The organism is Stenotrophomonas sp. 24(2023), assembly GCF_030913365.1.
GTDB lineage: Bacteria > Pseudomonadota > Gammaproteobacteria > Xanthomonadales > Xanthomonadaceae > Stenotrophomonas.
Genome location: NZ_CP133160.1, coordinates 1,345,358 through 1,369,799, shown reverse-complemented (window position 1 = coordinate 1,369,799; position 24,442 = coordinate 1,345,358). Strand labels below are relative to the sequence as shown.

Here is a 24,442-nt window from a genome sequence, read left to right as displayed (position 1 = left end):
GGATGGGGCGGGCCGGCTATCAGCCCCGGCACTGCAGCGGCAGTACCTTGTCCGGGCTTTCACCGCTGCATTCCCAGCGGTTGCCCTCGCGGTCGTATTCCAGCCACAGCAGGTCGCCATCGATGGGCTCGCCGGGCACGGCAAGCGCGGCTTCGATACCGCAATGCCCGCTTTCGAAGCGGCCGATGTTGACCGTGGCCAGGCCGTTGCTGGTGAAGTCGCCCGGGGCCGGGAAGCCGGCATCGTTCTCGTTCGGGCAGCGGCCGTTCTGCAGGGTGAATTCTTCCACCTGTGCCTTCAACGGCCCCAGGGTGGCCACCGCGCCGGCCACCTTGGCACGCACGGTGTACTCCTGGTAGGCCGGCAGGGCGATGGCCGCCAGGATGCCCAGCACCGCGATCAGCAGCAGGAGCACGCCACCGATGACGATCGCGATGATCGCACCGCTGGACAGGCCTGATTTCGCCGGTGCCGCCGAGGCGGGGGCAGGCGGGGCAGGGCTGGCATAGGGGGTGTCCGGCAGGGAAGGGGGCGCCGGTGGGGCCGGGGGCAGCGGTGGCTGCGCATCCACGGCCGGAACGATCAGGCCCAGTTCGTCCACGACGGCGCGCAGGGGCTGCCACTGCGCCATGCCGTCGCGCCAGACAAGGGTGTCCAGGCTGACCTGGTTGCTGCGGAACAGTTCCACCAGTTGCCCGGCCGGAACCGGGCCCTGTTGGCGGTTGCCTTCTGCATGGAACCACTCACTCACGGGGACGCTCCTGAATGCGCAAGGGCCCCAGTGTACGGTCAATGCAGCGGTTCTGGCTCGTCCATGAACATCTGGGTTTCCATCCAGGCGTAGGCCGCCTCGGCCCCGGGCTGGTTGAACAGGACCATCAGCACGACCCACTTCAGGTCGTCCAGGTCCAGTTCGTCCTGGTCCAGCGCCATGGCACGATCCAGCACCAGTTCACGCTGGCCCGCATCGAGGATGCCGTGCTGTTCCAGATACAGCAGGAAGCCACGGCATTCCACGTCCAGCTTGTCCAGTTCCGGGCCATGGTAGATGCGCACCGGGCCATCGACCCGTGCCTGGGCCACGCTGGGGCGCTGCGCGGCCAGCGCATCGAGCCAGTCGAAGGCCTTGTTGATCTCGGTGGGGCTGAAACCGGCCTGGATCAGGCCGTTCTGGAGCGAATCGCGGTCACGGATCAGGTCCGCATCTTCGCTGAAATAGTGTTCAAACAGGTACAGCAGTACATCCAGAATGCTCTCTTTCATTGCCCCTCGGCCTGCGTCGGCGGACGCTGTGGAGGTGAAGAAACTAGGGACGTCGACAGTAGCGGCCGTGTACGGACACCACGATTCCCGCCAGTTCCATGGCCAGCAGCATGGAGGACACCTCCGGCGCCGTCAATCCGCAGCGCGCGATCAGTGAATCCATACCGGTGGGGTCGTGGTCCAGCGCGCGCCACAAGCACTGGTAGTGGGGGTTGTCGGCCCAGCCTGCCGGCAGGGTCGCCGGCGCTGCCTGTTCAGTGGGGGCGGCCAGCTGCTTTCGCAAGGCCGGCAGGTGGTGGGCCAGGACCGGGGCGAGCAGGGCCAGGACTTCATCCGGGCCTTCCACCAGGGCCGCGCCCTCGCGGATCAGGCGATGGCAGCCCTGTGAACGGGGGTTGAGCACCGAGCCGGGCACGGCGCAGACCTCCCGGCCGGCCTCGGCGGCCAGGCGGGCGGTGATCAGCGCGCCGGAGCGGTGGGCGGCCTCGATCACCACGGTGGCCAGCGCCAGCCCCGCCACCAGCCGGTTGCGGGCGGGGAACTGGCCCGGGCGTGCCGGCGTACCCGGCGGGTATTCGCTGAGCACGACGCCCTGGTGGGCGATGCGCGCCTGCAGGGTGCGGTGGCCCGCCGGGTAGGCCTGGTCCGGGCCGGTTCCGATGACCGCCACCGTGGTGCCACCGGCGTCCAGCGTGGCGGCATGGGCGGCCGCGTCGATGCCGGCCGCCAGCCCGCTGACGACGGCCAGTCCGGCGCGGGCGAAATGTGCCGAGAAACGTGCCGCCAATGCGCGCCCGGTGGGCGTGGGGGAGCGGCTGCCCACCACCGCCACCGCCGGTTGCCAGGTCAGTACCGGATCACCGGCGGCAAACAGCGCCAGCGGTGCTTCGGGCAACGTACGCAGCACCGGTGGCGTGGCCGGGGCGTGCAGAGGCAACAGGTGCCGGTCGGGTGCGGCCAGCCATTGCCGGGCGCGGGCCTGTCTGGCCGGATCGGGCCGCCCCAGTGCCGCGCACTGGGGCGGCGTGCAGCCGTGGGCCTTCCAGGCAGCGCTGCCGGCAGCCACCGCCGCCGCGGCGCTGCCGGTAGCCGCCAGCAGCGCCCGCCGGGGCGCGAGCGGGCCGCCGGCCAGTACCAGGGTCAGCAGGGCATCGTCATGGTCCACCCGGCAACTGTGGCGTACAGACGAAGACGGCGCCCTCGGGCGCCGTCGGATGCTGCTGTCAGGTACTGCCGCGCGCTGCGGTCAGTTGGCGTCCGGGTGCTTGCCGGCGTAGCCCACCAACACCGGCTTCACGCCCTGCATGACCAGCGCGTAGCTGACGTTGTCGAAGGTGCGGAACACCATGGCATGCGCGGCGTACTCGTCGGGCAGGTCCACCCGGTTGGCACCGGCGGACAGGCCCTGGGTGTCCTGCGAGGTGGTGGGGTGCTTGATCCGGTCCACCACGTGGCGGCCCTGCCGCCACAGCGAGAACACCGTGCCGTTGTCCACGCCCTGGGCGCGCCCGGCCGACAGCGCGATCACGTCGCGGGGCCCACCGACGATGAACGCATCGGTCACCGCCAGCACGCGCACGTCCAGGCCTTCCACGCCGGCCGCAGGCACATGCGGCACGAACTGCAGGTCGTACGGGGTCGCTTCGACCGGGACCAGGCGGTCACCGGTGCGCACTTCGCGGCCATCGCCATTGTCCTGCAGCAGCAGCGAGGTGACCCCGCGCGGGCCTTCGGCCACCTTGGTCACCGTGCCCACGGTCAGCTGGGCCAGTTCGTAGCCCAGCATCTGGTGGCGCTTGCTCTGCACCGTGAAGGATTTCCATAGGTTGCCGCTGCCGGGAACCACATCGCCACTGGCGGTCAGGTCTTCGGTCGGCTTGGGCAGGCTGTAGCGCACGGTGGGCCGTACCACCGCCCAGCGCTGGCCGGGCTGGGCGCCCTGCAGGCCGTTCACGTAGGCGGTCTGGCCGCTGGTGGCGCGCAGGCGGTTGTCCTCAAGGCTGACCACGTAGGGCAGGTCCTTGATGCTGTCCACCACGCTGAGCTGCTTCAGGAACGGTTCCACCTGGGCCAGCGGAATGGCGTTGATCGGCGCTTCCTGGCGGGGGCCGGGCTGGGCCGTGACCTGCTGGACGCGGTCCAGGTAGGCCAGGCTGAGTACGTCACCGGGATAGATCAGGTGCGGGTTGGCGATCTGCGGATTGGCCTGCCAGATTTCCGGCCAGAGCCAGGGTTTCTTCAGGAAACGCGCAGAGATGTCCCAGAGGGTATCCCCCTTGCGCACCACATAGGTGTCCGGGTGCCCGCCATTCACTTCCACGGCGGTAGCATAGGCAGCCACGGTCAGCATCGCCGCGGCGAAGACCGTACGAAAACGAAGCAACATAAGAGTGTGAGCCCTGATTCCCCAACAGGTTGCCGCACTATAGTCCAGAAACCGGGGCGCAAGGCAAGCGTTGGCGGTAGAATCTGCGACGTATGCCGGCGTACCCGGCCCCCAACCCGGAACCTGCCATGGCCCTGCTCCCCATCCTCGAGTTTCCCGACCCGCGCCTGCGTACCAAGGCGGCGCTGATCGACGCCGCCGAAGTGACCACGCCGGCGTTCCAGGCACTGATCGACAACATGTTCGAGACCATGTACGACGCTCCCGGCATCGGCCTGGCCGCCAGCCAGGTGGATGTGCACAAGCGATTCATGGTCATTGACGTCAGCGAAGAAAAAAATGAACCGCGGGTGTTCATCAATCCGGACATCGTCGCCAAGGACGGGGGACAGGTGTACCAGGAGGGCTGCCTGTCGGTGCCGGGCATCTTCGCCGACGTCACCCGTGCCGACACCATCACGGTGAAGTACCTGGACCGCCAGGGCCAGCCGCAGGAGCTGACCACCGATGGCCTGCTGGCCGTGTGCGTGCAGCACGAGATGGACCACCTGGACGGTAAGCTGTTCATCGATTACCTCTCGCCGCTCAAGCGCGAAATGGTCCGCAAGAAGCTGGCCAAGCAGCGCAAGCACGTGGCGTGACCCCATCGCGGGGCCGCCCTGCGGGGTGGTCCCTGCCCGCGCCGGGGGCGTGGGCCGTACGGCGCCTTGCGATGGCGCCGTTTTTTTTCCCGCACGTTTTCAATCTGCAAGTGGGGTAGCCATGAGGATTGTCTTTGCCGGTACGCCGGAATTCGCGGTGTCGTCGCTGCGCGCAGCGGCACGCCACCATGAAGTGGTCGCCGTGTACACCCAGCCGGACCGACCGGCCGGCCGTGGCCGCGGCCTGGCCGCCTCGCCGGTCAAGCTCGAAGCGGTGTCCCGTGGCATCCCGGTGTACCAGCCCGAATCGCTCAAGGACGCGGCCGCCCAGCAGCAGCTGCGCGACCTGCAGCCGGACCTGATGGTGGTGGTGGCCTATGGGCTGATCCTGCCGCGTGCCGTGCTGGACATTCCCACCCATGGCTGCTGGAACGTGCATGCCTCGCTGCTGCCGCGCTGGCGCGGCGCCGCACCGATCCAGCGTGCGATCCAGGCCGGCGATGCCACCACCGGCGTGTGCCTGATGCAGATGGAAGCCGGCCTGGATACCGGTCCGGTGCTGCTGCACCAGGAAGTGGCCATTGCCGACACCGCCACTGGTGGCCAGCTGCACGACACGCTGGCCGAACTGGGCGCACAGGTGCTGGCCGATGGCCTGGGCCTGCTGCGGGCCGGCATCAAGCCGATCGCACGGCCGCAGCCGGCGCAGGGCGTGACCTACGCGCACAAGCTGGACAAGGCCGAGGCGAAGCTGGACTGGGCGCAGGAGGCGGCCGGGCTGGCGCGTACCGTGCGTGCGTTCAACCCGTGGCCGGTCGCCGAAGCCACCCTGGCCGGCGAACGCGTGCGCATCCACGGTGCCGTGGCGCTGGACCTGGCCCACGGCCAGGCACCGGGCACGGTCCTGGCGGCCAGCCGCGAGGGCATCGACATCGCCTGCGGGCAGGGCGCACTGCGCCTGCGCGTGCTGCAGCGTGAGGGCGGCAAGGCGATCACCGCGGCCGACTACCTCAATGCCCGCCGCGACCTGCGCGTGGGGGCCTGATCCGGTGGCTGCACCCGCTTCTTCCCGCCCGGCGCAGGCCCCGGGCGTTCCGACCCGCCTGCTGGCCACCCGCGTGCTGGCCCAGGTGCTGGGCCGCGGCCGTTCGCTGAAGGCCGAACTGTCCGCGGCGCTGCCGCGGCTGGCCGATGGCCGTGACCGCGCGCTGCTTGAAGCCCTGTGTTTTGCCGTGCTGCGCCGGCGCAATGCCTACGATGCCGCGCTGGCGCAGTGGATGCAGAAGCCGCTGGCCGCGCGTGATGCCGACCTGCGGGCCCTGTTGATGGTCGGTTTCGCCCAGCTGGATGTGCTGGCGTTGCCGCCGCATGCCGCGTTGTCGGCCACGGTCGATGCCGCCCGCGCGCTGGGGCGCGAGCGCCAGGCCGGGCTGGTCAACGCCATCCTGCGCCGCGCGCAGCGTGAAGGCTTCCCCGAGCAGCCGCCGCGTGCAGCGTTCCCTGCCTGGCTGGCGCAGCGCATCGTGCAGGACTGGCCCGGACAGGCCGAGGCGGTGTTCAGTGCCAGCCTGCAGCCGGCCCCGCTGTGGCTGCGGGTGAACCGCCAGCAGGGCAGCCGCGAACAGGCCCTGCAGGCGCTGGCGGCCGCCGGCATTGCCGCCGAGGCATCGCCGATCGGCAGCGACGCCCTGCGCCTGGACGAGGCGGTGGCGGTGAACCAGCTGCCGGGTTTCAGCGATGGCGCGCTGTCGGTGCAGGACCTGTCGGCGCAGCGCGTGGCCGATGCGCTGGCGCCGGCCGCCGGAGCGCGTGTGCTTGATGCCTGCGCCGCACCGGGCGGCAAATCCGCGCACCTGCTCGAGCGCGACCCGACCCTGCGCCTGCTGGCGCTGGACATCGACCCACGCCGCATGCAGCGCATCAGTGACACCTTCGCCCGTACCGGCGTGGGCCAGGCGGCACAGGTGCGTGCGGCCGATGCCGGCCATCCTGCCAGCTGGTGGGATGGCACGGCGTTCGATGCGGTCCTGCTGGATGCGCCCTGTTCGGCCACCGGCATCATCCGCCGCCAGCCCGATGTGCTGCTGCACCGGCGTGCAGAGGACATCGACGCGCTGGTGGCCACGCAGGCGCGCCTGCTCGATGCCTGCTGGAGCGTGCTGCGCCCCGGTGGCGTGCTGGTCTATGCGACCTGCTCGATCCTGTCCGCGGAAAACGCAGCCCAGGTGCAGGCGTTCCTGCAGCGCCAGGCCGATGCGCAGCTGCAACCGCTTGATGCGGGCTTCGGCCACGATGTCGGGGCGGGCCATCAGCGCCTGCCGGGTGAAGACGGCGCCGACGGGTTCTTCTACGCGCGCCTGCTGAAAACCGGCTGACGCCACCGCGGCTGCCCCCACCGCCTTCCCCGCAGGGCCGGGGGCGGGCGGGGCTGCTGCGGGCCGGGGGGCCAAGCGGACGGGCCCGGTTGCCGGTGCCGGCGCACCGGACTCACGCTTCGTTACAGGATCTGCGACGATACTCCGCGACGTTTGCCGTCTGCCGGAATCCGCGCCTCCCGTGCACGGGGGCGGACAGAACTGCCCGCTGATGCCCTTCCGACTGTCCCTGCCCTGCCTGTGATCGCCAACGCTTCTGTGCACTCTCCTCTCGTCCGTTTCCTTGGCTGGGCGTTTGCCGGCATCACCGGGTTGCTGCCGGTCCTGTTGATGACCACCACCGACGGTGGCAGTGCGGGCTACTACCTGCTGGTGCTGCTGGCCGTGCTGCTGCTGGCGCTGCCGCGCGCGCCGGGCCTGCCGGTGCTCGATACCGCCCATCGCCGTGCCTACCTGGGCCTGGGTATCGCCGCGGGCGTGCTGTTGCTGGGGGTGATGGTCAGCCTGCTGGTGCACGGGCTGTGGAAAGGGTCGGAAGTGGAGAAGGGGGCCCGCCTGCTGACCGTGGTCGGCCTGCTGCTGGCGGCGCTGCGCGTGCCGCGTCCGGTGCTGGCGCGGGCCCTGCTGGGCACGCTGCCAGCGGTGTGGTGCGCGGCCGCCACCGTGGGCTGGCTGGTGCTGTCCACCGGCGGCCGCCCGGCCACGGCGCAGTTCAACGCGGTGACCTATGGCGACCTGACCCTGCTGTTCTCGGTCATCTGCTTCTTCTCGCTGGGCATGCAGCTCACCCCGTGGCGGCGTACCGAAACCGTGCTCAAGGTCATCACCTGCGTGCTGGGCGTGGGGGCCTTCCTGCTGACCCAGACCCGCGGCGGGCTGCTGGCCATTCCCTGCTTCGTGCTGATCGGCATCCTGGTGCAGGGCCGGCGCATGAACCTGTACAAGTGGGCCGGTGCGCTGGTGCTGCTGGCGGGCATCGGCGCGCTGGTGGCGCAGGACAGTTCGCTGCGCCAGCGCATCGATGCCGGCGTGAGCGAGTACAGCGACTGCCAGCCCACCCATCTGGCCGATACCTCGGTGTGCATCCGCCTGCAGCTGTGGAACGCGGCCCTGCACATGTACCGCAGCGAGCCCTGGGTGGGCGTGGGCGGGGGCGACCGCTTCCGCCAGGAGCTGGAGGCGCTGGCCAGCCAGCAGAAGGTGTCGGAAATGGTGGCGCGCGACTTCGGCGAAGCCCACAACGACCTGCTGTACTTCATGGCCACCTATGGTGTGCTGGGCGGGCTGGGCCTGGTGCTGACCTACCTGGCGCCGGCCCTGCTGTTCGCGCCGCGGCTGTGGCGTGGCAGCCCTGCCCAGCGCCTGTTTGCCGGGGCCGGCATGGCCATGTGCGTGGGCTTTGCGGTGTTCGGCATCACCGAGATGATGCTGCGTGACATGCGCACCGCCTCGTTCTATGCCGCGTGGATCGGCCTGTTCCTGGCACTGTCGCACCGCCGCGCCGAGGATGCTGCCGATCAGCCCCCGGCCAGCGCTGCGCGGTAACTGGCGTCGGTCGCCTCGGCAAAGTCCTGCACGCTGAACGCACGTTCGGCGTGGGCGCGGGCCGCGATGCCACGCGCATGCAGCGCATCGCGTTCGTGCAGCAGGGCCTGCACCTGGGCGGCGATGGCCGCCACGTCGCGCACCGGCACGACCCAGCCATCTTCGCCGGGGGTGATGTTTTCCGGCAGGCCGGCGTAATCGCTGACCATCACCGGCAGCCCCATGGCCATCATTTCGCGGCACGCGAAGGAAATGGTTTCCACATCGTAGGACAGCACGAAGCCGGCATCGCCGGCGGCGATGAACGGCCGCGGGTCGGCCAGCAGGCCGGCGTGGTGCACCTGTGCGGCCACGCCCAGGGCCTGGACCTCGGCCATCAGGTGCGGTTCCGGATCACGCCCGGCGATGGCCATGTGCACGCGCGTGCGCAGCGCAGGGGGCAGGCGGGCGATGGCACGCGCCAGGTCGATCCAGCCCTTGTGGTCATCGGTGCCGGCATTGCTGACCAGCACCAGCGCAGCGGGGTCCTGCGTCCAGCCGGCACGCAGTTCACGGCCCTGCGCGGCATGCCCCGGGGCGAAGTGCTGCAGGTCCACGCCATTGCGGATGACATCGATCGGCAGGCGGCGGTAAGGCGTATCGAGCAGCAGCCGACGGGTGTGCGCCGATACCGCGATCACCCGGTCGGTACCGAAGCGCGCGCGCCAGGCATTGCCCAGGCTGCTGCTGGATTTGCTGTTGTGCTTGGTGAAGACGATCTTCGGGCGGTTGCGCAGGCCGGACAGGGCCTGCATCACGAAGCGATGGTCGCGCGCACCGTTGGCATGCACCAGGTCGATGCCCCGGTCGCGCACGAGCGCACGCAGCGTGCCGATGTCGCGGCGCTGCTGTGCGAACGTGGCCAGCCCGCTGCCGAAAGCGATCTGCAGCGGACGGGCCGTGCCCTCGGCCGCCACCGTGCGCAGCACGCGGCTGTCGGCCGGGCTGGCCACGTGCAGTTCATGCCGGGCGCCCAGCGCGCGGGCCAGCGAGACGATGTAGGTGGTATGGCCGCCGCCATCGCCTTCGTGGAAATTGGTATAGAGGATTCGCATGGGCAACCCGTTTCAAGCCGGGGTAGTGTGCCATGCGGGGCTCAGGGGGTCTTGTCGTCCGCTGGCGGGTCGGCCACGGCCTGGCCGTTGCCCAGCATCCACAGCATGATGGTCTTCTGCCGCACGTAGTTGGCACGCACATAGGCATAGACCAACCCATGCCAGCCATCGCGGAAACCACCGCGGAACACGAAGCCGCGCCAGAACCGCCAGGCCGGGGCCAGTACCAGCTTGCCCAGGGTGGCACGCTTGCCGCGCGCGAATTCGTGCTCGGCCATCATCCGCGCGTACTTCTCGGTCTTGGCCAGCTGCTGCTGCAAGGAGCGGTAGGGGTAATGGATGAGATCGCCGCGCAGGGTGCCGACGCTGCCATCCACGCTGGCCGCCTCGTGGATCTCGCGCTTGCCGCGCCAGCCACCCTGGCGGCGGTCGAACAGGCGCATCACCCGGTCCGGGTAGGCGTTGCCGTGGCGCAGGAACCGGCCGAAATACTCGGACAGGCGGGCGAAGCGGTAACCGGCATGGCCGGCGAAACCGCCCTCACGGGCCTGCTCGATGGCCGCGCGCAGTTCGGGGCTGATGCGCTCGTCGGCATCCAGGCACAGTACCCAGTCGTGGCGGGCCTGCGCCACGCAGAAGGCCTTCTGGCTGCGGAAGCCCTCGAACGGGCGCTGCAGCACGCGGGCGCCTGCCGCCTCGGCGATGGCCACGGTGGCATCGGTGGAATGGGAGTCCACCACCACGATCTCATCGCAGAAGGCCAGTGAGGCCAGGCAGTCGCCGATGCGGCCGGCCTCGTTGAACGCGATAATGCAGGCCGAGATGCGAGGCCGTTCGATGGGGACGGTCGTGGAGGACATGATGGCCGGGTACCTGTTGTTTGCGACGGAGCGCTACGCGCTGCCTATTCTCGCCCCGTTGGCGCAGGCCTTGCACGCCTCCGGCCAGGAGGTGGCGGCCTGGTTCGAGGACGGCGCGGCCGGCAGCAGCCTGCCGGGGGTGCCCAGCATCGGCCTGAAGCAGGCCCTGGCGATGCGCCCGCGCGCGGTGTTCAGCGCGGCCAACTGGGTACCGACCTTCCTGTCCGGGGCCAAGGTACAGCTGTTCCATGGCTTCAACGTGGAAAAGCGCGACAGCGCGCGTGGCCACTTCCGGGTGCGCGGCATGTTCGACCTGTACTGCACGCAGGGCCCGGCCACCACCACGCCGTTCCGCGAGATTGCTGAGCAGCAGGGCCATTTCGCGGTGGCCGAGACCGGCTGGCCGAAGCTGGACCCGCTATTCCGCGACGATGGCGGCGAAAGTGCCGCGCTGCGCGCGCCGGCCGGCGGTCGCCCGGTGGTCCTGTTCGGTTCCACCTTCACCGAACGGCTGAGCGCGGCGCCGCACCTGCATGCGCAGATCACCGCCGACATCGCCGCCGGTGAACGCTACTGGCTGCTGACCCTGCACCCGAAGTGCCCGCCGGAGCTGTTCGAGCGCTACCGCGCGCTGGCCGGTGCCAACGCGCGCTTCATCGAGCCGGAGCAGGTGATGGCCGCGCAGCGCGCCGCCGACGTGCTGGTCTCGGACACGTCCTCGATCGTTTCGGAGTTCATCGTCCAGCACAAGCCGGTGGTGACCTTCCGCAACCGCGTGCCGAAGCCGCACATGATCGATTTCGACGACCCCGCGCAGCTGCCGGCCATGCTGCAGCGTGCGCTGCATCCCGATGCGGCGCTGCAGGCGCAGATCGTGCAGTACGCCGATGCCATCCACCCCTACCGCGATGGTCGCTCCAGCGAGCGGGTGATCGCCGCCACCGAAGAGTTCCTGTCCGGTGAACTGGGCCGGCTGCGGCGCAAGCCGTTCGGCAGCTGGCTGCGCAACCTGCAGATCCGCAAGGACCTGGGTTACTGGGGCCCCTCACAGCGCTGAGGCGTGCTTACCGGCATTGCGCCCACGCTCTGGGTAGGGGCTCCGGGTTCCGCCATGGATTCATCCAGGCATGGCCTGGATCTACCCGATGCGGGGAGGCCTCGGGTGCTCGTGGCCCGGTAGATCCACGCCGTGCGGGGAGGCGTCGGGTGCTCGTGGTCCGGTAGATCCACACCATGCGGGGAGGCGTCGGGTGCTCGTGGTCCGGTAGATCCACGCCGTGCGGGGAGGCGTCGGGTGCTCGTGGTCCGGTAGATCCACGCCATGCGGGGAGGCCTCGGGTGCTCGTGGTCCGGTAGATCCACGCCATGCGGGGAGGCCTCGGGTGCTCGTGGTCCGGTAGATCCACGCCATGCGTGGATGGGGGCGCCCGCTACCAGCGCAGCTTCCGCCGGGCCAGGGCCCCGCCCAGCTGGTCCATCAGCCTGCGTGCCTGGGCCAGGTCCAGGAAGCGCAGCTGCAGCGGAACATCACCCTGCGCACCGGCGGTATCCAGCACCAGGCTGGCGGTACCCAGCAGCTTGTCCAGCGGGGTGCGCTGCAGCCGCAGGCCCTGCACCTTGTCCAGTTCGGCCCAGCGCCACCAGCGTGTCCACCAGCCGCCGCGCACGGCGACCAGGCGTTCATCCACATGCCAGCCGATACGGGCGATCTGCTGGCGTGCCACCCACAGGGACAAGGGCAGCCAGGCCAGGGCCAGCAGGCCCCACGGGCCCCAGCGCCATACCAGCACGGCGCTGATCAGCGGCACCAGCAGCAGTGCATCCAGGCTCAGCCGCCACCAGCCGCGCTGGGGCACGGGCTGCCACTGCGCGGGCGGCCACTGCACCTGTGGCAACAGGTGCTGCACCAGCGCATCGCACGCCGCCGGCGTGGCCAGCGGGGCCAGTTCGCGCAGCGCCCGCTGCTGGCCATGTTCGCCTGTGCCACCGGCCGCGCTGTCGATGCGCAGCTGGCGGCGCCCGAACAGGCGCTGCAGCAGGGTTTCCTGCAGGGTCCAGGCCTGGATGCGGCGGCGTGCCACGCTGCTGCGGGTGCGGCTGAACATGCCCGACACCACGGTCAGGCGCCGGTCCTGTTCGCCCAGGGTGAAGCCGTGGTAACGCAGCAGTGCCAATGCCACCGACAGCACCCGCAGCAGCAGCCAGCCGGCCAGCAGCACGGCCACGCCCACCAGCAGCAGCGTGGGCAGCCCACCCTGCAGGTGCGTGGCATAGCCGAAGGCTTCGCGGCCGCCACGCTCGATCACGCTGTCGAGCTGGTTGCGGGGAAGCAGCTGCAGCAGGCCACCCACCGCGGCCGCCACCAGCACCCAGCCCCGGTTGCTGAGCAGGCCCAGCCGCACCAGCTCGGCCGTGGGCAGGCGCAGCAGTACCTGGCCGCCGGCATCCGCGTGGGCCCCCGGCAGCGGGGGGGGCACGGCCTGGGCGGCGTCCTGCGCCGCAGTGGGAGCCTGCGCACGCTGGCGCACCAGCTGTTCCAGCGCCAAGGCCTGGTCCAGCCGCAGCACGCGCATCTGCGCTTCCGGTTCGGTGCCGCCGGCCGATTCCAGCCGGACCTCGGCCACGCCGAACACACGGTGCAGCGGGTTCTGCTGCACTTCCACGTTGTGGATGCGCGCGAAGGGAATTTCGCGGCGGTTGCGCGAGAGCAGGCCGCTGCGCACGGTGATGGCATCGGCGCCGATGCGGTAACGGAAACTCAGGTACTGGGCGATGGAGATGCCCACCAGCACCACCAGCACGATCAGCGGGGTGAGGTGTGCCCAGAACGGGTCGCGGTCGCCACGCTGGCCGAACACCACCAGCGCAATCAGCGGCAGCAGGTAGTGGCGCAGCTGCATGAGCAGTACGAACAGCCACGACCACGGGTGCAGCCGGTGGTCGCCACCGTCGGCAGGCAGCGGCGAGGGAAGGGGGGGCGGGTGGCTCACAGGGCGTCGTCGTCCTGGTCGAGCTGGTGGGAGAGCGTGTCACGCAGCCGCTCGGCGTCGGCGACGGCCAGCCCGTGCACGCTGACCGCGCTCATGCGGGTGCCGGCGGTGTGCACCACCAGCGTGGCCAGGCCCAGCGAACGCTGCAGCGGGCCGCGGCGCAGGTCCAGGTGCTGCACGCGCGAAACGGGTACGCGCGATTCCACCTGCCAGAGCAGGTCGCGGCGCAGGCCCAGCCCCTGTGCATCCAGCCGCCAGAACGTGCGTCGGGTGCGGCGGTGGCCGATGAAGGCCATCAGCGCGGCGGCGGCCAGCAGCAGCGCCGCCGCCGCCCACAGCCCGCCGGGCCGGTCGGTGAACCACCACCCGGCCAGCAGCGGCAGGCCCGGCACGAACAGGCCGCCGAGCAGGCCTTCCAGCGCCTTCAGGTGGGCGGCACGGGGCGGCAGGGGCTGCCAGTGGGCAGCAGGGAGGGCATCGGCGGGAAGGTCGTGCACGCAGGCGTCCGTCAGCAGAGGGGCGGGCGGCCCTCATGGCCGCACCGCGCTGACGTTAGCAAATCGCCGCGCTTACTGGGCGGCCTGGATCAGCGCGTCCACGTCCAGCAGGTGGCCGGCACGCGCGGCCTTGGTGCGCAGGTACTGCTCGTTCTCGGTGGTGATCTCACCGGTGACCGGAATGCAGTCCAGCACTTCGATGCCGGCATTGCGCAGGCGCTGCGCCTTGGTCGGGTTGTTGCTGAGCAGGGCCACGCGGCTCACGCCCAGCCCCTGCAGCATCGCCACCGCGCTGCCGTAACGGCGCTCATCGGCGCCAAAGCCCAGCTGCGCGTCGGCATCGATGGTGTCCAGCCCGTCGTGCTGGTAGCCGTAGGCGCGCATCTTGGCGGCGATGCCGGTGCCACGGCCTTCCTGGTCCAGGTACAGCAGCACGCCGCCGCCCAGTTCCTTCAGCTTGAGCAGGCCGCGCCGCAGCTGGTCGCCGCAGTCGCACTTGAGCGAGCCGAACAGATCGCCGGTCAGGCATGAGGAATGCACCCGCACCGGCACCACGGCCGACAGGTCCGGTTCGCCGACGATGATCGCCACCTGGTCGCGCTGGGCCACGCCACCGCGGAACACGGCAAAGGTGGTCATGCCCACATCGCGCAGCGGCACCGGGGTGCGCGCCACCAGTTCGTAATCGTGGACCGCATGCGCGGCGCCCTCGACCAGGTCGCACAGGCCCACGTCGGCCGCACCGTCGAACGCCGTCTCGCCTTCGGCCAGCGGCACGGCCACCATCGCCGGCAGCAACAGGCCCAGGCGGGCCAGTTCCACCGCGCCGGCATCGAAGGCATCGCCGGCGGTCCAGCCCGGCGGCATCGGGCCCGGTTCGCGCAGGTAGCCCAGCGTGGGCAGCGCATCGAAGGCCACGCCCGCCAGCGGCAGGCGCGCACCGTGCGGTGCATCCACGCCCAGCACCCGGGCACGGATGCTGGTCAGGAACAGGTAATGGCGGTCCTGCGCGGCCTGGGCGAAGGCCGCGAAGCTGCGCGCGGTGGCGCTGTCCAGCGCGATCACCGCCAGGCGCTGGCCCTGGTCGTCATGGAGCAGGACCGGGCGGCCGGCACGCAGTTCGGCGACCGCGCGTTCGCAGCGGATCGCGGCCGGGTCACCGAACAGGGAAGAAGCAGCAGGCATGGCAGGACCGGGGGAGGGGGACATCGCTGCTCTCTATGGGGGCTGCCCGGTCGTATTCAACACGGCGGCCAGCCGGCGGCCAGGGCCTCAGTGCGGGTGCCGGTCGGTGGCGTAGGGGTCTTCCTCGCCGCTGCCGGGCGGCCGCAGCGAGTAGCGCTTGTAGGTCCACTGGTACTGCGCCGGATCGCGGCGGGCGATGCGCTCGATACCGGCATTCAGCGCGGCCACGCCCACCTGCGGGTCCGGGTCGGCCACGGCCGGGTCGGCCGGTTCCACATGCAGGGCGAACTGCATGCCCGGGCCGATGCGCTCGCACCAGCCGTACAGCACGGTGGCGCCGGTGCGCTCGGCCAGGCGGTTGACCAGGGTCATGGTCAGTGCCTGCCGGCCGAAGAACGGCACGAATACGCCATCGCCGGCCTTGGGCTGCTGGTCGGGCAGGATGCCGGTGGCGCCGCCTTCCTTGAGCACCTTGAACAGCTGGCGCACGGCCGGGCCTTCGGCCCGCACCTGCTGCACGTTGTCGCCGCCGCGTACCAGCTGCAGGAAGGCGTCGCTGGCTTCTTCCTCCGGCGGTTTGTAGACGATGGCCACCTTGCCGCGCGAGGCCAGCCACTGGTTCAGCAGCTCCCAGTTGCCGAAGTGCGGAGCGGCCACGATCACGCCCTTGCCGCTGGCCAGGGCCGCGTCGTACAGCGCCTCGCCATGGCGCTCGCGCAGGTGCAGGCGCAGGTTGCGCTCGGCCGGGCGGGTCCACAGGGCCAGGGTCTCCACCGCCTGCAGGGCCGTGGAGCGCAGCACCTGCTGGTGCATCCGGGCGCGCTCGGTCGCGCTCACTTCGGGGTAGGCCAGCTCCAGGTTGCGGCGGGTGACCCGGCTTTCGCGGGCGTCCAGGCGGATCCAGGCCCAGGCCAGCAGCCGGGCGAAGCCGCGCAGCACAAGCCAGGGCAGGCGGGTGAACAGGGCGGCGGCGCGGTAGGCCAGCTGGGCTTTGCGGTGCGGATTCATCAGGCCAAGTTTAGGCTATGGTGCCCGGCTGTTCCCTACCGGTGCCGCCCATGCTCGTCCTGATCCAGCGTGTTTCCCAGGCCGCCGTCCATGTCGATGGCCAGGCCGTCGGCCAGATCGGGCCGGGCCTGCTGGCCCTGGTGGGCATGGAGCCGGGCGATACCGAAGCGCAGCTGCAGCGCATGGCCCAGCGCCTGCTGGGCTACCGGGTGTTTGCCGACGATGCCGGCCGCATGAACCGTTCCCTGGCCGATACCGGCGGCGGCCTGCTGCTGGTCAGCCAGTTCACCCTGGCCGCCGACACCCGCTCGGGCATGCGGCCCAGCTTCACCACGGCCGCCCCGCCGGAAGAGGCTGAACGCGGGTTCAATCGATTTGTGGCGATCTGCCGTGAAAATCACGCGCCGGGGGTGGAAACGGGGCAGTTTGGTGCCCATATGGTCGTCAGCCTGGTCAACGACGGCCCGGTCACTTTCCTCCTCCGACCCTGAGCCTGCGGGACCACCGCCCGGCAGGCAGGGCGGCAGGCTGGTATAATGCTACGTTCCCTATTTCCCTCCCAGCCGGTGGCGCGAGCACTACATGGCCAACGAACGTCCTGCCCAATCCGAAATCAAGCAACTGATCAGCAAGGGCCTGGAACAGGGCTACCTGACCTACGCCGAAGTCAATGACCATCTGCCGGACGACATGGTCGACCCGGAGCAGATCGAAGACATCATCGGCATGATCAACGGCATGGGCATCGATGTCCATGAAGTTGCCCCCGATGCTGAAACCCTGCTGCTCAACGACGGCAACACCGGCAACCGCGAGGTGGATGACACCGCCGCTGAAGAAGCCGCCGCCGCGCTGAGCGCACTGGATACCGAAGGTGGCCGCACCACCGACCCGGTGCGCATGTACATGCGCGAAATGGGTACGGTCGAGCTGCTGACCCGCGAAGGCGAAATCGCCATCGCCAAGCGCATCGAAGAAGGCCTGGGCCAGGTGCAGGCCGCCCTGGGCCTGTTCCCGGTCTCGGTCGAATCGCTGCTGCTGGACTACGACGCCCACAAGGAAGGCAAGAAGCGTCTGGCCGAAGTGATCGTCGGCTTCAACGACCTGACCGAAGAAGAGCCGGCCCCGCCGGCGGCCGTCGCGTCCGACGACGGCGATGATGCCGACGCCGATGCCGACGAGGACGAGGACGACGATGTCGACGGCGGCGATGAAGAAGCCGCGCCGACCGGTCCGGACCCGGAAGAAGTGGCTGCACGCATGCAGGCCCTGGCCGATGCCTACGGCGCCTTCAGGAAGGCGGCTGCCAAGGGCGACAAGAAGAACCTGCTGAAGCTGCGCGAAGACATGTCGGCGGTGTTCGTCACCCTGAAGCTGCCGCTGCCGCTGACCGACGTGCTGACCAAGCAGCTGCGCGACACCATGGCCGACATCAAGGCCCATGAGCGCCGCGTGCTGAACCTGGCCACGGTGACCGCGCGCATGCCGCGCAAGGACTTCATCCGTTCCTGGGAAGGCAACCAGACCAACCTGGAGTGGGTGGAAGACGCACTGAAGCGCAAGCAGAAGTGGTCCTCGGCCCTGCGCGATGTGAAGGACCAGATCATCGCCGAGCAGCAGGCCACCATCGACATCGAGAAGGCCACCTCGCTCGACCTGGACGACCTGAAGGAAATCAGCCGCGCGATGGCCTATGGCGAAGCCAAGGCACGCAAGGCCAAGAAGGAAATGGTCGAGGCCAACCTGCGTCTGGTCATCTCCATCGCCAAGAAGTACACCAACCGTGGCCTGCAGTTCCTCGACCTGATCCAGGAAGGCAACATCGGCCTGATGAAGGCCGTGGACAAGTTCGAGTACCGCCGCGGTTACAAGTTCTCGACCTACGCCACCTGGTGGATCCGTCAGGCGATCACCCGCTCGATTGCCGACCAGGCACGCACCATCCGTATTCCGGTGCACATGATCGAGACGATCAACAAGTTGAACCGCATTTCCCGCCAGATGCTCCAGCAGTACGGCCGCGAGGCCACGCCGGAGGAGCTGGCCAAGGAAATGGACATGCCGGAAGACAAGATCCGCAAGGTGATGAAGATCGCCAAGGAGCCGATCTCGATGGAAACCCCGATCGGCGACGACGAGGATTCCCATCTGGGCGACTTCATCGAGGACACCAACGTGGAGTCCCCGATCGAGAACACCACCAACATCAATCTGTCTGAAACCGTGCGCGACGTGCTGGCCGGCCTCACCCCGAGGGAAGCCAAGGTGCTGCGCATGCGCTTCGGCATCGACATGAACACCGACCACACGCTGGAAGAAGTCGGCAAGCAGTTCGACGTGACCCGCGAGCGCATCCGCCAGATCGAAGCGAAGGCCCTGCGCAAGCTGCGTCACCCGAGCCGTTCGGAACAGCTGCGCAGCTTCCTGGATATCGACTGATACCGGGTAGTTGGTGAAGCGTTGAGAGAAACCCCGCCTGGTGCGGGGTTTTTCTTTTTTGGGGTGGTGCTGGGTCGTGTTGGGTGCACGCGAATCTTCCGCTTCCTTTTCCCGCCCAGTAGCGCCAGGCCATGCCTGGCGGATGTTTCCGAAGTCGCGTATGCCCTTTGAACTCTTCGCGCAGTGCCTGCAAGCTGGCTGCGCAGATGCTCAACACATCACGTAGGCGGGCCGGTCATCACCGGTACCGGTGCAGGCGCGCAACAGGTCACGCACACCCCGTGCGGCCTGGTGCGGTGATTCGTTATGCATCTGGAGATACGCCATGAATGATGTAGATCGCGACAGGCCTGATTCCCTGCGAACCGACTTCCTGCCGCTGCTGGGCTGGGAGGAGGTGATGCAGGATGAGCAACAGGATCGGCTGGGCTTTGCCCGCCGTGCCACCCTCGCGCTACTGACGAAATCCGGCCCGGCGCTTGTTGAGGGCTTCCGCCGTGGTGGTTGTGAGGCGCTGGGTTCGGCGATGGTGGCCGTGGATACCTTTGATCAGCAACTGCGTGAGAAGGCTGCCATGGCACTGCTGGCGCGGGACCGGTTGCTGCGGGTGGCTGAGGCGCTGGGTTGGAATGGGGCGCCTGAGTAGCGGTCGGGAGCGCCGGTCTACTACACTAGACCGCTGCGCTAGGGCCTATAGCTCAACGGTTAGAGCAGGGGACTCATAATCCCTTGGTTCCAGGTTCGAATCCTGGTGGGCCCACCAATTAGACGTCTAAGGACGTCCAGAGCAGTCCAAAGAATCTCCGAAAGCGCAAAATACAAGGGTTTTGATGTCGCCGAGGTTTCCCTTTATCTGCACCGGTAGGACGTCCTCGGTCCGGCTGCGATGGCGCGCGAGGTCGCGGGGCTATACCGCCGGAGCTCTTCTATTTGGAGTGAACCTGTGCCGCAGACTAGCCCTAAATCGCCGTACGCGAAGATTAAACTGCTGGAAGCCCAGAGGAGGCTGATCGAGTAGCGTGATGGCGAGATAGCTAATGCGCTGGCCTTGCTCCAGAAGTACGCCAAGGTACTACCACTGTTCAGGGGCCCCGTACGCGGTGTGAAGAGGCGAGGGAGTCTCAGACCGAGGTAGCTAAGAGCCTCGGTTGGCCCCAGCAGCAGTGGCTTCCGGCTATGGAGGCTGGAGCCCGCCGGCTCGACATCACTGAGTTCGTTGAGCTCACTGGGCACCTCGGCCTGGATCCCTCGAAGACGATCAAGAAGCTCACATCTGGCTAAGTCTGATGTGAGACGGAGGCATGCTGGTGGCCTACCCGCAGGATGAGCTGGCAAGCCTCGAGAACTACGATACCTAGTGCTGCCCTGACAAACTCTTGATCCTGTCAGTTGCTCGCATGCGATTGCTTACAGATGCTGTCTTCCACCTCAATGGTAAAGGCTAGATCGTAGCGCCCTGCAATGCCACCTTCCCAGGTGCGCTGTTTCAGCGCCAAAGCGTATCCATTGATCACAATGGGTTGCTCGTTGACCTTGATGTCGAGGTGCTGTCCGGAGAGCCGCCAACCCGGGATTGCCGCGTTTGCAAGGAGCGATGCGAGCTGCGAGAAGCGCTCTTGCGCCTGCTCTGCTTCCTCTGGGGCGTTGACGTTCAGAACCAGCTTCAGCTTTGCAACGCTGAGCTCGGCACCTTCAACGTAGTAAGCGATGTTGTTGGGAAACGGCGCTTTTCCGACATTCAGGTAGTCCGAGCTTGCTCGCCAGCCATCATGTGTAGGGTGGTAGGCATTTGTAGGAAGGCCCGCACTGGCTAGGAGCGTGGTTGCGTGGTGCGGAAGCCAGCCAAACCGAGGAGATACCTTGGGAGGTCGTACTGAAAGACGTCTCGCTTTACTGACTTCTGCAATTGACGCATCTATCTCGGCCTCATCCTGAGGCGGGAACAAGGCTACGTGATGCTGCCAACGTAGCAATCCCACGGTGTCTGTCCTAAGTGCTTTGATCAGCTTCCATGCCGCATAACGACGCAGGGTCGGATCCTTCATGGCGAAGTGAAAGCTGGAGAACACACTTTCGTAGACCGAGTAGAGGTGAAGGCAGTAGAGGAACGGCAGGAACATCACCGTAAGTAAAATTGGGATGGCGAAATCGCGCGCAGTGACTGCACTAGCGAATTCATTGAGACGGGTAATGGAGTAGTAGATCGAGTTTCCGAGCATCAGCAAGCCTAGTACGATCATTAGCGCCATGCCTCCGAGATGAATCGACCTCAGCTTCTCGGTCCGATCACTCAGTGCGACGACCAAGCTCAACAGAACTAGGGCAGCGGCAATGATCAGCTCAGTAACGAGGCTGAAGGTGTGGCTCGCGGTGACAAAGGAGACCACGGCCGCCAGGCCGGTTGCCTCAACTAACGTGGACTTGAAGTAGGCCTTTCCAGCCGAAATTTTCTGGAAGTTGTAGAGAGAAAGCAGCGCCGAGCCACCCGCCCAGAGCAGCGTAGTCTTTAGATTGTCCCACCGCCACCATCCCAAGGCGGAAATCACCCATACAGATGCAAGCACATATAGGGTTGCGGAGCCGAAAACGTATGCCAGCGGTGGCTTGGCGAGCAGGCTGAGGGCTCGAAACGGGCTCCGGGGCAATCTTATCGTGCCTTCACCTCTGTTCCACTCTTGTCTATTGGCGGTTGCCCGGAAGCGCGAGCATTCACGAGGGCGGTATTCCTGAGTGTGTCAGGGAATTCTTACCCCTCATTGTGCTGCGTCTAGTGGAGGTTTCTGCTCCCGCGCGGCATGATAGGCGCAGGGGAAGGAAAAGCTGCTCAATTGAGACTTGGGTTCCAATCCCCACCACTTCCATATTGCAGGGGATATCGATGGCTTACACCGCTGAGATCAGCAGAACCAGTCCAACCGCGTTCCTGTTTCTCGTCGATCAGTCCGGATCGATGCAGGACACGATGGAAAACGGCAAGTCCAAGGCGCAGTTCGTCGCAGATGTGCTCAATCGCACGCTCGCAACCTTGATCACACGATGCACCAAGTCCGAAGGCACCCGCGATTATTTTGAGGTCGGGGTCCTGGGTTATTCGGGTTCTTCGGCCGAAAACGGGTTGAGCGGTGGACTGGCATCGAACGTACTCAATCCCATTTCCCAGATCGAAGCCGACCCTCTGCGAGTCGAGAACCGCAGCAAGCGCGTGGATGACGGTGCCGGCGGTCTGGTCGATCAGTCCATCAAGTTCCCCGTGTGGTTTGAAGCCAAGGCCTCGGGTGGAACTCCCATGTGCACAGCGATCACTTCTGCCGCTGGCGAACTGGTCGCCTGGTGCGACGCTCATCCGGACAGCTATCCGCCGACGGTGCTCCACGTCACCGATGGCGAGTCCACTGACGGGGATCCGGAAGCGCTTGCCCAACAGCTGCAGCAGATCAGTACCAACGATGGCAACGTGCTGCTGTTCAATCTGCACGTGAGCACCAGTGGCGGTGATCCGGTCAAGTTCCCGAGTTCGGATGCGGGCCTGAGCGACGCCTACGCCAAGCTGCTGTTCCGGATGTCTAGTGCGCTGCCGCCCCATCTGCAGAAAGTCGCAGAGGAAAAGGGTATCAAGGCAACCATGGAGTCCAAGGGTTTCGTGTTCAACGGTGAGATTGCCGAGATCGTGGACTTCTTCGATATTGGCACGAGGGCTGCGCAGCTGCGCTGATCATGGCACTGACCGTTCTCTTCGAAGGGACGGTGGCCAAGCATGTTGAGTCACCGGATGACAATGAGGATGCCCGCTGCCTGGCCCCTGAGAGGGGGCGGGTGGTGCTGTCTGATGGCGCGTCTGAGTCGTTCGATGCCCGCAACTGGGCGCGTCTACTTGTCGAGCGCATCCTGGAGGAAGAGCTGTCGATGGATACGGTTGCCGTATGCGCGCGGTCATACGAAGCGATCTATGATCCAGACACTCTTTCCTGGTCAAAGGCAGCGGCCTACGAGCGAGGTAGCTTCGCCACGCTCCTGATTGCGCAGGATCTGCCCGATGCTAATACCGTACAGATCACCGCAGTGGGGGACAGCCTGGCTGTATGGCTAGACGGTGATCAGTGGATGGCCTCAGCCCCCTATGAGCGCTCAGACCAGTTCCAAGAGAAGCCTTCGTTGCTGGCCACTCGGCTGGAGCTGAATGAGTCTGATGATGAACATTGGAGTGTTCGGGAATGGAAGTATGAGGCCCAGGGAGATCGCTTTCTTCTCTGCATGACCGACGCGCTTGGCGCCTGGCTTCTGGCTCATCAGGAACGGGGCGATTCTTCGGCACTAAAGCTGTTGTCTGGCATACGCTACGTACAGGAGCTCACAGAGCTGGTTGAGAGGGAGCGTTCTGCAGGGCGAATGCGCCGAGACGACTCCACGCTGATCATCGCGTCTGTAACCCAGTCCTGAGGCGCACCGAGCGATGGCCTACCCATCTTTGGAGCAGTACAACGAGGCCCTGCAGCACCCGCATCTGGTGTTACTTGACCCTGAGCTCAAGCGCGGCACCCTGAGAACCACCGGACTGGGATTGCCACTGGCGCTATGCGGCGGCTTCGCCTTGACCTATGCGGTTACGGTTGGTGCAAAGAAGTACGCGTTGCGCTGCTTCCACAAGGAGTCTCGGGAGCTGGAGCGGCGCTACCAGGCCATCTCGACCCGACTGGATCAGCTCAAGAGCCCGTACTTCCTGCCATTTGAATTCAATCCTGCCGGGATCAGGATTCAGGGTAGCACGTACCCCACCGTCAAGATGGCTTGGGCCAACGGCAGCACGCTGGCCGAGTTCCTTGAGGCCAAGCACGCCAACAAGGTGGCTCTTCAGAATCTCCGCAAGGCCCTGACGTCCTTGGCCAGTTACCTGGAGCAGAACAACCTCGCCCACGGAGACATCCAGCCCGAGAATCTGATGGTCAGCGCCGATGGCGCCAAAGTCCAGTTGATTGACTACGATGGTCTCTATGTTGAGTCGCTCAAAGGGTCGAGGGCGACCGAGTTAGGCCAGCTCAACTTCCAGCATCCCCAGCGGTCCGCGAATGACTTTGGTCCCACGCTTGATCGCTTCTCGTTCCTGACGCTGGATGTCGCCCTACAGGTCCTGATTGCCGCTCCCAGGATGTGGGCAACCTCGCGCTCCGAGCCGAGCGCCGTTGTATTCCGGCGAAATGACTTCCTCGACCTTGCGCAGTCGACCGCATTTCAGGACGCGGTTGCCTTACCCGGCGTCAAGGCTCATGTGGAGAATCTGGCTAAAGTTGCTGCGGGAACCTTCTCGGCTGTCCCATCCCTCGTTGATTTCCTGCAGGGCAAGGGAGTTCCTGCGGGCTCGATCGCTATTCGAGCTGCTGCCCAAGCACTGGTGTACCAAGGCCCCTATGTGGTTGCCGACGCCGCCGATTACGGCCAGGTCCTCCAGATGGTGGGAAGTCGCGTTGAACTTGTAGGACGCGTTTACGGTGTGACGCATCAAAAGACCAGTAGTGGCAAGCCCTACATCTTCGTAAACTTCGCTGATTGGCGAGGCTTGGCGGTCAAGCTATCCATCTGGTCGGAGGGCATCGATGCCATCAAGCCCAACCTGCCCGACAAGTCATGGGTTGGACGCTGGCTATCGGTCTCGGGCCTGATCGATCCGCCCTTCAGCAAGAGGTCCTACACGCACCTGTCGATCACCATCAGCTCACCTGGACAGATTCAGACGCTGGCGGAGAAGGATGCAAAGTTCCGTCTGCAGGTCGCAGGAAAGGCGGCTGGTGCTGCTGCGCCGACCGCGAACAGTCACAATGCGGGCATCTTGAAAGGCATGGGAGGGGGAGCGATAAGGCCGATAGTCCCGGTAGCTCCATCGACTCCACCCGCGCCTCCGCAGAGTCGCAATCAGTCCATTCTGGGCACGATGCAGCGACAGACGACGAATCAGGCTCCCGTCCCATCCCATCGACCGGCCCCTCCGAGTACGCCACAGCTGGGATCCACGTCATCCAACAAGGGGTGTTGGCCGGTGCTGCTTATCGGCGGATTCTTCCTGCTGGCGCTACGGGCATGCGCTGGATAGGGCGAACAGCTCGTACGTTCGGAGCAACTCAATCTGCCGATGCGTAGCCCATCACTTGTATGGTTGGCTTCGCGGCG

Annotated in this window: 22 protein-coding genes and 1 tRNA gene; 12 read left to right on the top strand and 11 right to left on the bottom strand. The window is 66.9% G+C overall.

Annotated features, from left to right (window positions below):
• Nucleotides 1–19: 19 nt before the first annotated feature.
• The 4 genes from Q9R17_RS06045 to Q9R17_RS06030 all read right to left on the bottom strand — a co-directional run bounded on the left by Q9R17_RS06045 (nucleotide 20) and on the right by Q9R17_RS06030 (nucleotide 3,649).
• Nucleotides 20–751 (bottom strand): pilin, encoded by a 732-nt coding sequence (locus Q9R17_RS06045; RefSeq protein WP_308157530.1) that lies wholly within the window; start codon nucleotides 749–751, stop codon nucleotides 20–22.
• A gap of 38 nt (nucleotides 752–789) precedes the next feature.
• On the bottom strand, nucleotides 790–1,263 hold the full coding sequence (locus Q9R17_RS06040) for a DUF494 family protein (protein WP_308157529.1): 474 nt from the start codon (nucleotides 1,261–1,263) through the stop codon (nucleotides 790–792).
• A 43-nt stretch (nucleotides 1,264–1,306) separates the two neighbouring features.
• Nucleotides 1,307–2,428, bottom strand: a complete 1,122-nt coding sequence (dprA, locus tag Q9R17_RS06035) for a DNA-processing protein DprA (RefSeq protein ID WP_308157528.1) — start codon at nucleotides 2,426–2,428, stop codon at nucleotides 1,307–1,309.
• Between the two features lie 81 nt (nucleotides 2,429–2,509).
• A complete protein-coding gene (locus tag Q9R17_RS06030; RefSeq protein ID WP_308157527.1) occupies nucleotides 2,510–3,649 on the bottom strand; it encodes a LysM peptidoglycan-binding domain-containing protein in 1,140 nt (379 codons plus the stop codon).
• 128 nt (nucleotides 3,650–3,777) lie between these two features.
• Here Q9R17_RS06030 and def point away from each other — a divergent pair, with 128 nt between their 5' ends.
• The 4 genes from def (at nucleotide 3,778) to Q9R17_RS06010 (ending at nucleotide 8,210) form a co-directional block, all read left to right on the top strand.
• Nucleotides 3,778–4,290, top strand: a complete 513-nt coding sequence (gene def / locus Q9R17_RS06025) for a peptide deformylase (protein ID WP_308157526.1) — start codon at nucleotides 3,778–3,780, stop codon at nucleotides 4,288–4,290.
• Nucleotides 4,291–4,411: 121 nt separating this feature from the next.
• Complete coding sequence (gene fmt, locus Q9R17_RS06020) at nucleotides 4,412–5,335, top strand: methionyl-tRNA formyltransferase (protein WP_308157525.1); 924 nt, start codon at nucleotides 4,412–4,414, stop codon at nucleotides 5,333–5,335.
• Nucleotides 5,336–5,339: 4 nt separating this feature from the next.
• On the top strand, nucleotides 5,340–6,665 hold the full coding sequence (gene rsmB / locus Q9R17_RS06015) for a 16S rRNA (cytosine(967)-C(5))-methyltransferase RsmB (protein WP_308157524.1): 1,326 nt from the start codon (nucleotides 5,340–5,342) through the stop codon (nucleotides 6,663–6,665).
• A gap of 330 nt (nucleotides 6,666–6,995) precedes the next feature.
• Entirely contained in the window at nucleotides 6,996–8,210 is a 1,215-nt protein-coding gene (locus tag Q9R17_RS06010; protein WP_308157523.1) for an O-antigen ligase family protein, read from the top strand.
• On the opposite strand, the gene Q9R17_RS06005 is transcribed toward Q9R17_RS06010, so the two are convergent.
• Both Q9R17_RS06005 and Q9R17_RS06000 read right to left on the bottom strand, forming a co-directional pair.
• Nucleotides 8,183–9,304 (bottom strand): glycosyltransferase, encoded by a 1,122-nt coding sequence (locus Q9R17_RS06005; RefSeq protein WP_308157522.1) that lies wholly within the window; start codon nucleotides 9,302–9,304, stop codon nucleotides 8,183–8,185. The genes Q9R17_RS06010 and Q9R17_RS06005 overlap by 28 nt on opposite strands.
• 41 nt (nucleotides 9,305–9,345) lie before the next feature.
• Nucleotides 9,346–10,164 (bottom strand): glycosyltransferase family 2 protein, encoded by an 819-nt coding sequence (locus tag Q9R17_RS06000; protein ID WP_308157521.1) that lies wholly within the window; start codon nucleotides 10,162–10,164, stop codon nucleotides 9,346–9,348.
• Here Q9R17_RS06000 and Q9R17_RS05995 point away from each other — a divergent pair.
• Nucleotides 10,163–11,221, top strand: coding sequence for a CDP-glycerol glycerophosphotransferase family protein (locus Q9R17_RS05995; protein ID WP_308158291.1), 1,059 nt, complete (start codon nucleotides 10,163–10,165; stop codon nucleotides 11,219–11,221). The two genes, Q9R17_RS06000 and Q9R17_RS05995, sit on opposite strands and share 2 nt — an antisense overlap.
• Before the next feature lie 373 nt (nucleotides 11,222–11,594).
• Here the strand turns inward: Q9R17_RS05995 and Q9R17_RS05990 are convergent, their stop codons facing one another.
• The 4 genes from Q9R17_RS05990 to Q9R17_RS05975 all read right to left on the bottom strand — a co-directional run bounded on the left by Q9R17_RS05990 (nucleotide 11,595) and on the right by Q9R17_RS05975 (nucleotide 15,844).
• Nucleotides 11,595–13,154 carry a PH domain-containing protein gene (locus Q9R17_RS05990; RefSeq protein ID WP_308157520.1) on the bottom strand — a complete coding sequence of 520 codons (1,560 nt, stop codon included), beginning with the start codon at nucleotides 13,152–13,154 and terminating at the stop codon, nucleotides 11,595–11,597.
• Nucleotides 13,151–13,651 carry a PH domain-containing protein gene (locus tag Q9R17_RS05985; protein ID WP_308157519.1) on the bottom strand — a complete coding sequence of 167 codons (501 nt, stop codon included), beginning with the start codon at nucleotides 13,649–13,651 and terminating at the stop codon, nucleotides 13,151–13,153. Before Q9R17_RS05985 ends, Q9R17_RS05990 begins: the two co-directional genes overlap by 4 nt.
• 72 nt (nucleotides 13,652–13,723) lie before the next feature.
• Entirely contained in the window at nucleotides 13,724–14,860 is a 1,137-nt protein-coding gene (gene ribA / locus Q9R17_RS05980; protein WP_308157518.1) for a GTP cyclohydrolase II RibA, read from the bottom strand.
• Nucleotides 14,861–14,923: 63 nt separating this feature from the next.
• On the bottom strand, nucleotides 14,924–15,844 hold the full coding sequence (locus Q9R17_RS05975) for a lauroyl acyltransferase (RefSeq protein WP_308157517.1): 921 nt from the start codon (nucleotides 15,842–15,844) through the stop codon (nucleotides 14,924–14,926).
• Between the two features lie 50 nt (nucleotides 15,845–15,894).
• Here Q9R17_RS05975 and dtd point away from each other — a divergent pair, with 50 nt between their 5' ends.
• From dtd to Q9R17_RS05955, 4 genes are all read left to right on the top strand, one after another.
• Nucleotides 15,895–16,335 (top strand): D-aminoacyl-tRNA deacylase, encoded by a 441-nt coding sequence (gene dtd / locus Q9R17_RS05970; RefSeq protein ID WP_308157516.1) that lies wholly within the window; start codon nucleotides 15,895–15,897, stop codon nucleotides 16,333–16,335.
• Between the two features lie 91 nt (nucleotides 16,336–16,426).
• Nucleotides 16,427–18,283 (top strand): RNA polymerase sigma factor RpoD, encoded by a 1,857-nt coding sequence (gene rpoD, locus Q9R17_RS05965; RefSeq protein ID WP_308157515.1) that lies wholly within the window; start codon nucleotides 16,427–16,429, stop codon nucleotides 18,281–18,283.
• Between the two features lie 325 nt (nucleotides 18,284–18,608).
• Entirely contained in the window at nucleotides 18,609–18,929 is a 321-nt protein-coding gene (locus tag Q9R17_RS05960; RefSeq protein WP_308157514.1) for a hypothetical protein, read from the top strand.
• 41 nt (nucleotides 18,930–18,970) lie between these two features.
• Nucleotides 18,971–19,046 (top strand) — tRNA-Ile (locus Q9R17_RS05955).
• 622 nt (nucleotides 19,047–19,668) lie between these two features.
• Here the strand turns inward: Q9R17_RS05955 and Q9R17_RS05950 are convergent.
• Nucleotides 19,669–20,829, bottom strand: a complete 1,161-nt coding sequence (locus Q9R17_RS05950; protein ID WP_308157513.1) for a hypothetical protein — start codon at nucleotides 20,827–20,829, stop codon at nucleotides 19,669–19,671.
• A gap of 332 nt (nucleotides 20,830–21,161) precedes the next feature.
• On the opposite strand from Q9R17_RS05950, the gene Q9R17_RS05945 reads away from it, so the two are divergent.
• From Q9R17_RS05945 to Q9R17_RS05935, 3 genes are read left to right on the top strand one after another with little or no spacing between them, the layout of a single operon-like run.
• The gene (locus tag Q9R17_RS05945) at nucleotides 21,162–21,995 is read left to right on the top strand and encodes a vWA domain-containing protein (protein ID WP_308157512.1); all 834 of its coding nucleotides are present in this window, start codon (nucleotides 21,162–21,164) and stop codon (nucleotides 21,993–21,995) included.
• 2 nt (nucleotides 21,996–21,997) lie between these two features.
• Complete coding sequence (locus tag Q9R17_RS05940; RefSeq protein ID WP_308157511.1) at nucleotides 21,998–22,720, top strand: hypothetical protein; 723 nt, start codon at nucleotides 21,998–22,000, stop codon at nucleotides 22,718–22,720.
• Between the two features lie 13 nt (nucleotides 22,721–22,733).
• A complete protein-coding gene (locus Q9R17_RS05935; RefSeq protein WP_308157510.1) occupies nucleotides 22,734–24,365 on the top strand; it encodes a protein kinase family protein in 1,632 nt (543 codons plus the stop codon).
• Nucleotides 24,366–24,442: the final 77 nt, after the last annotated feature.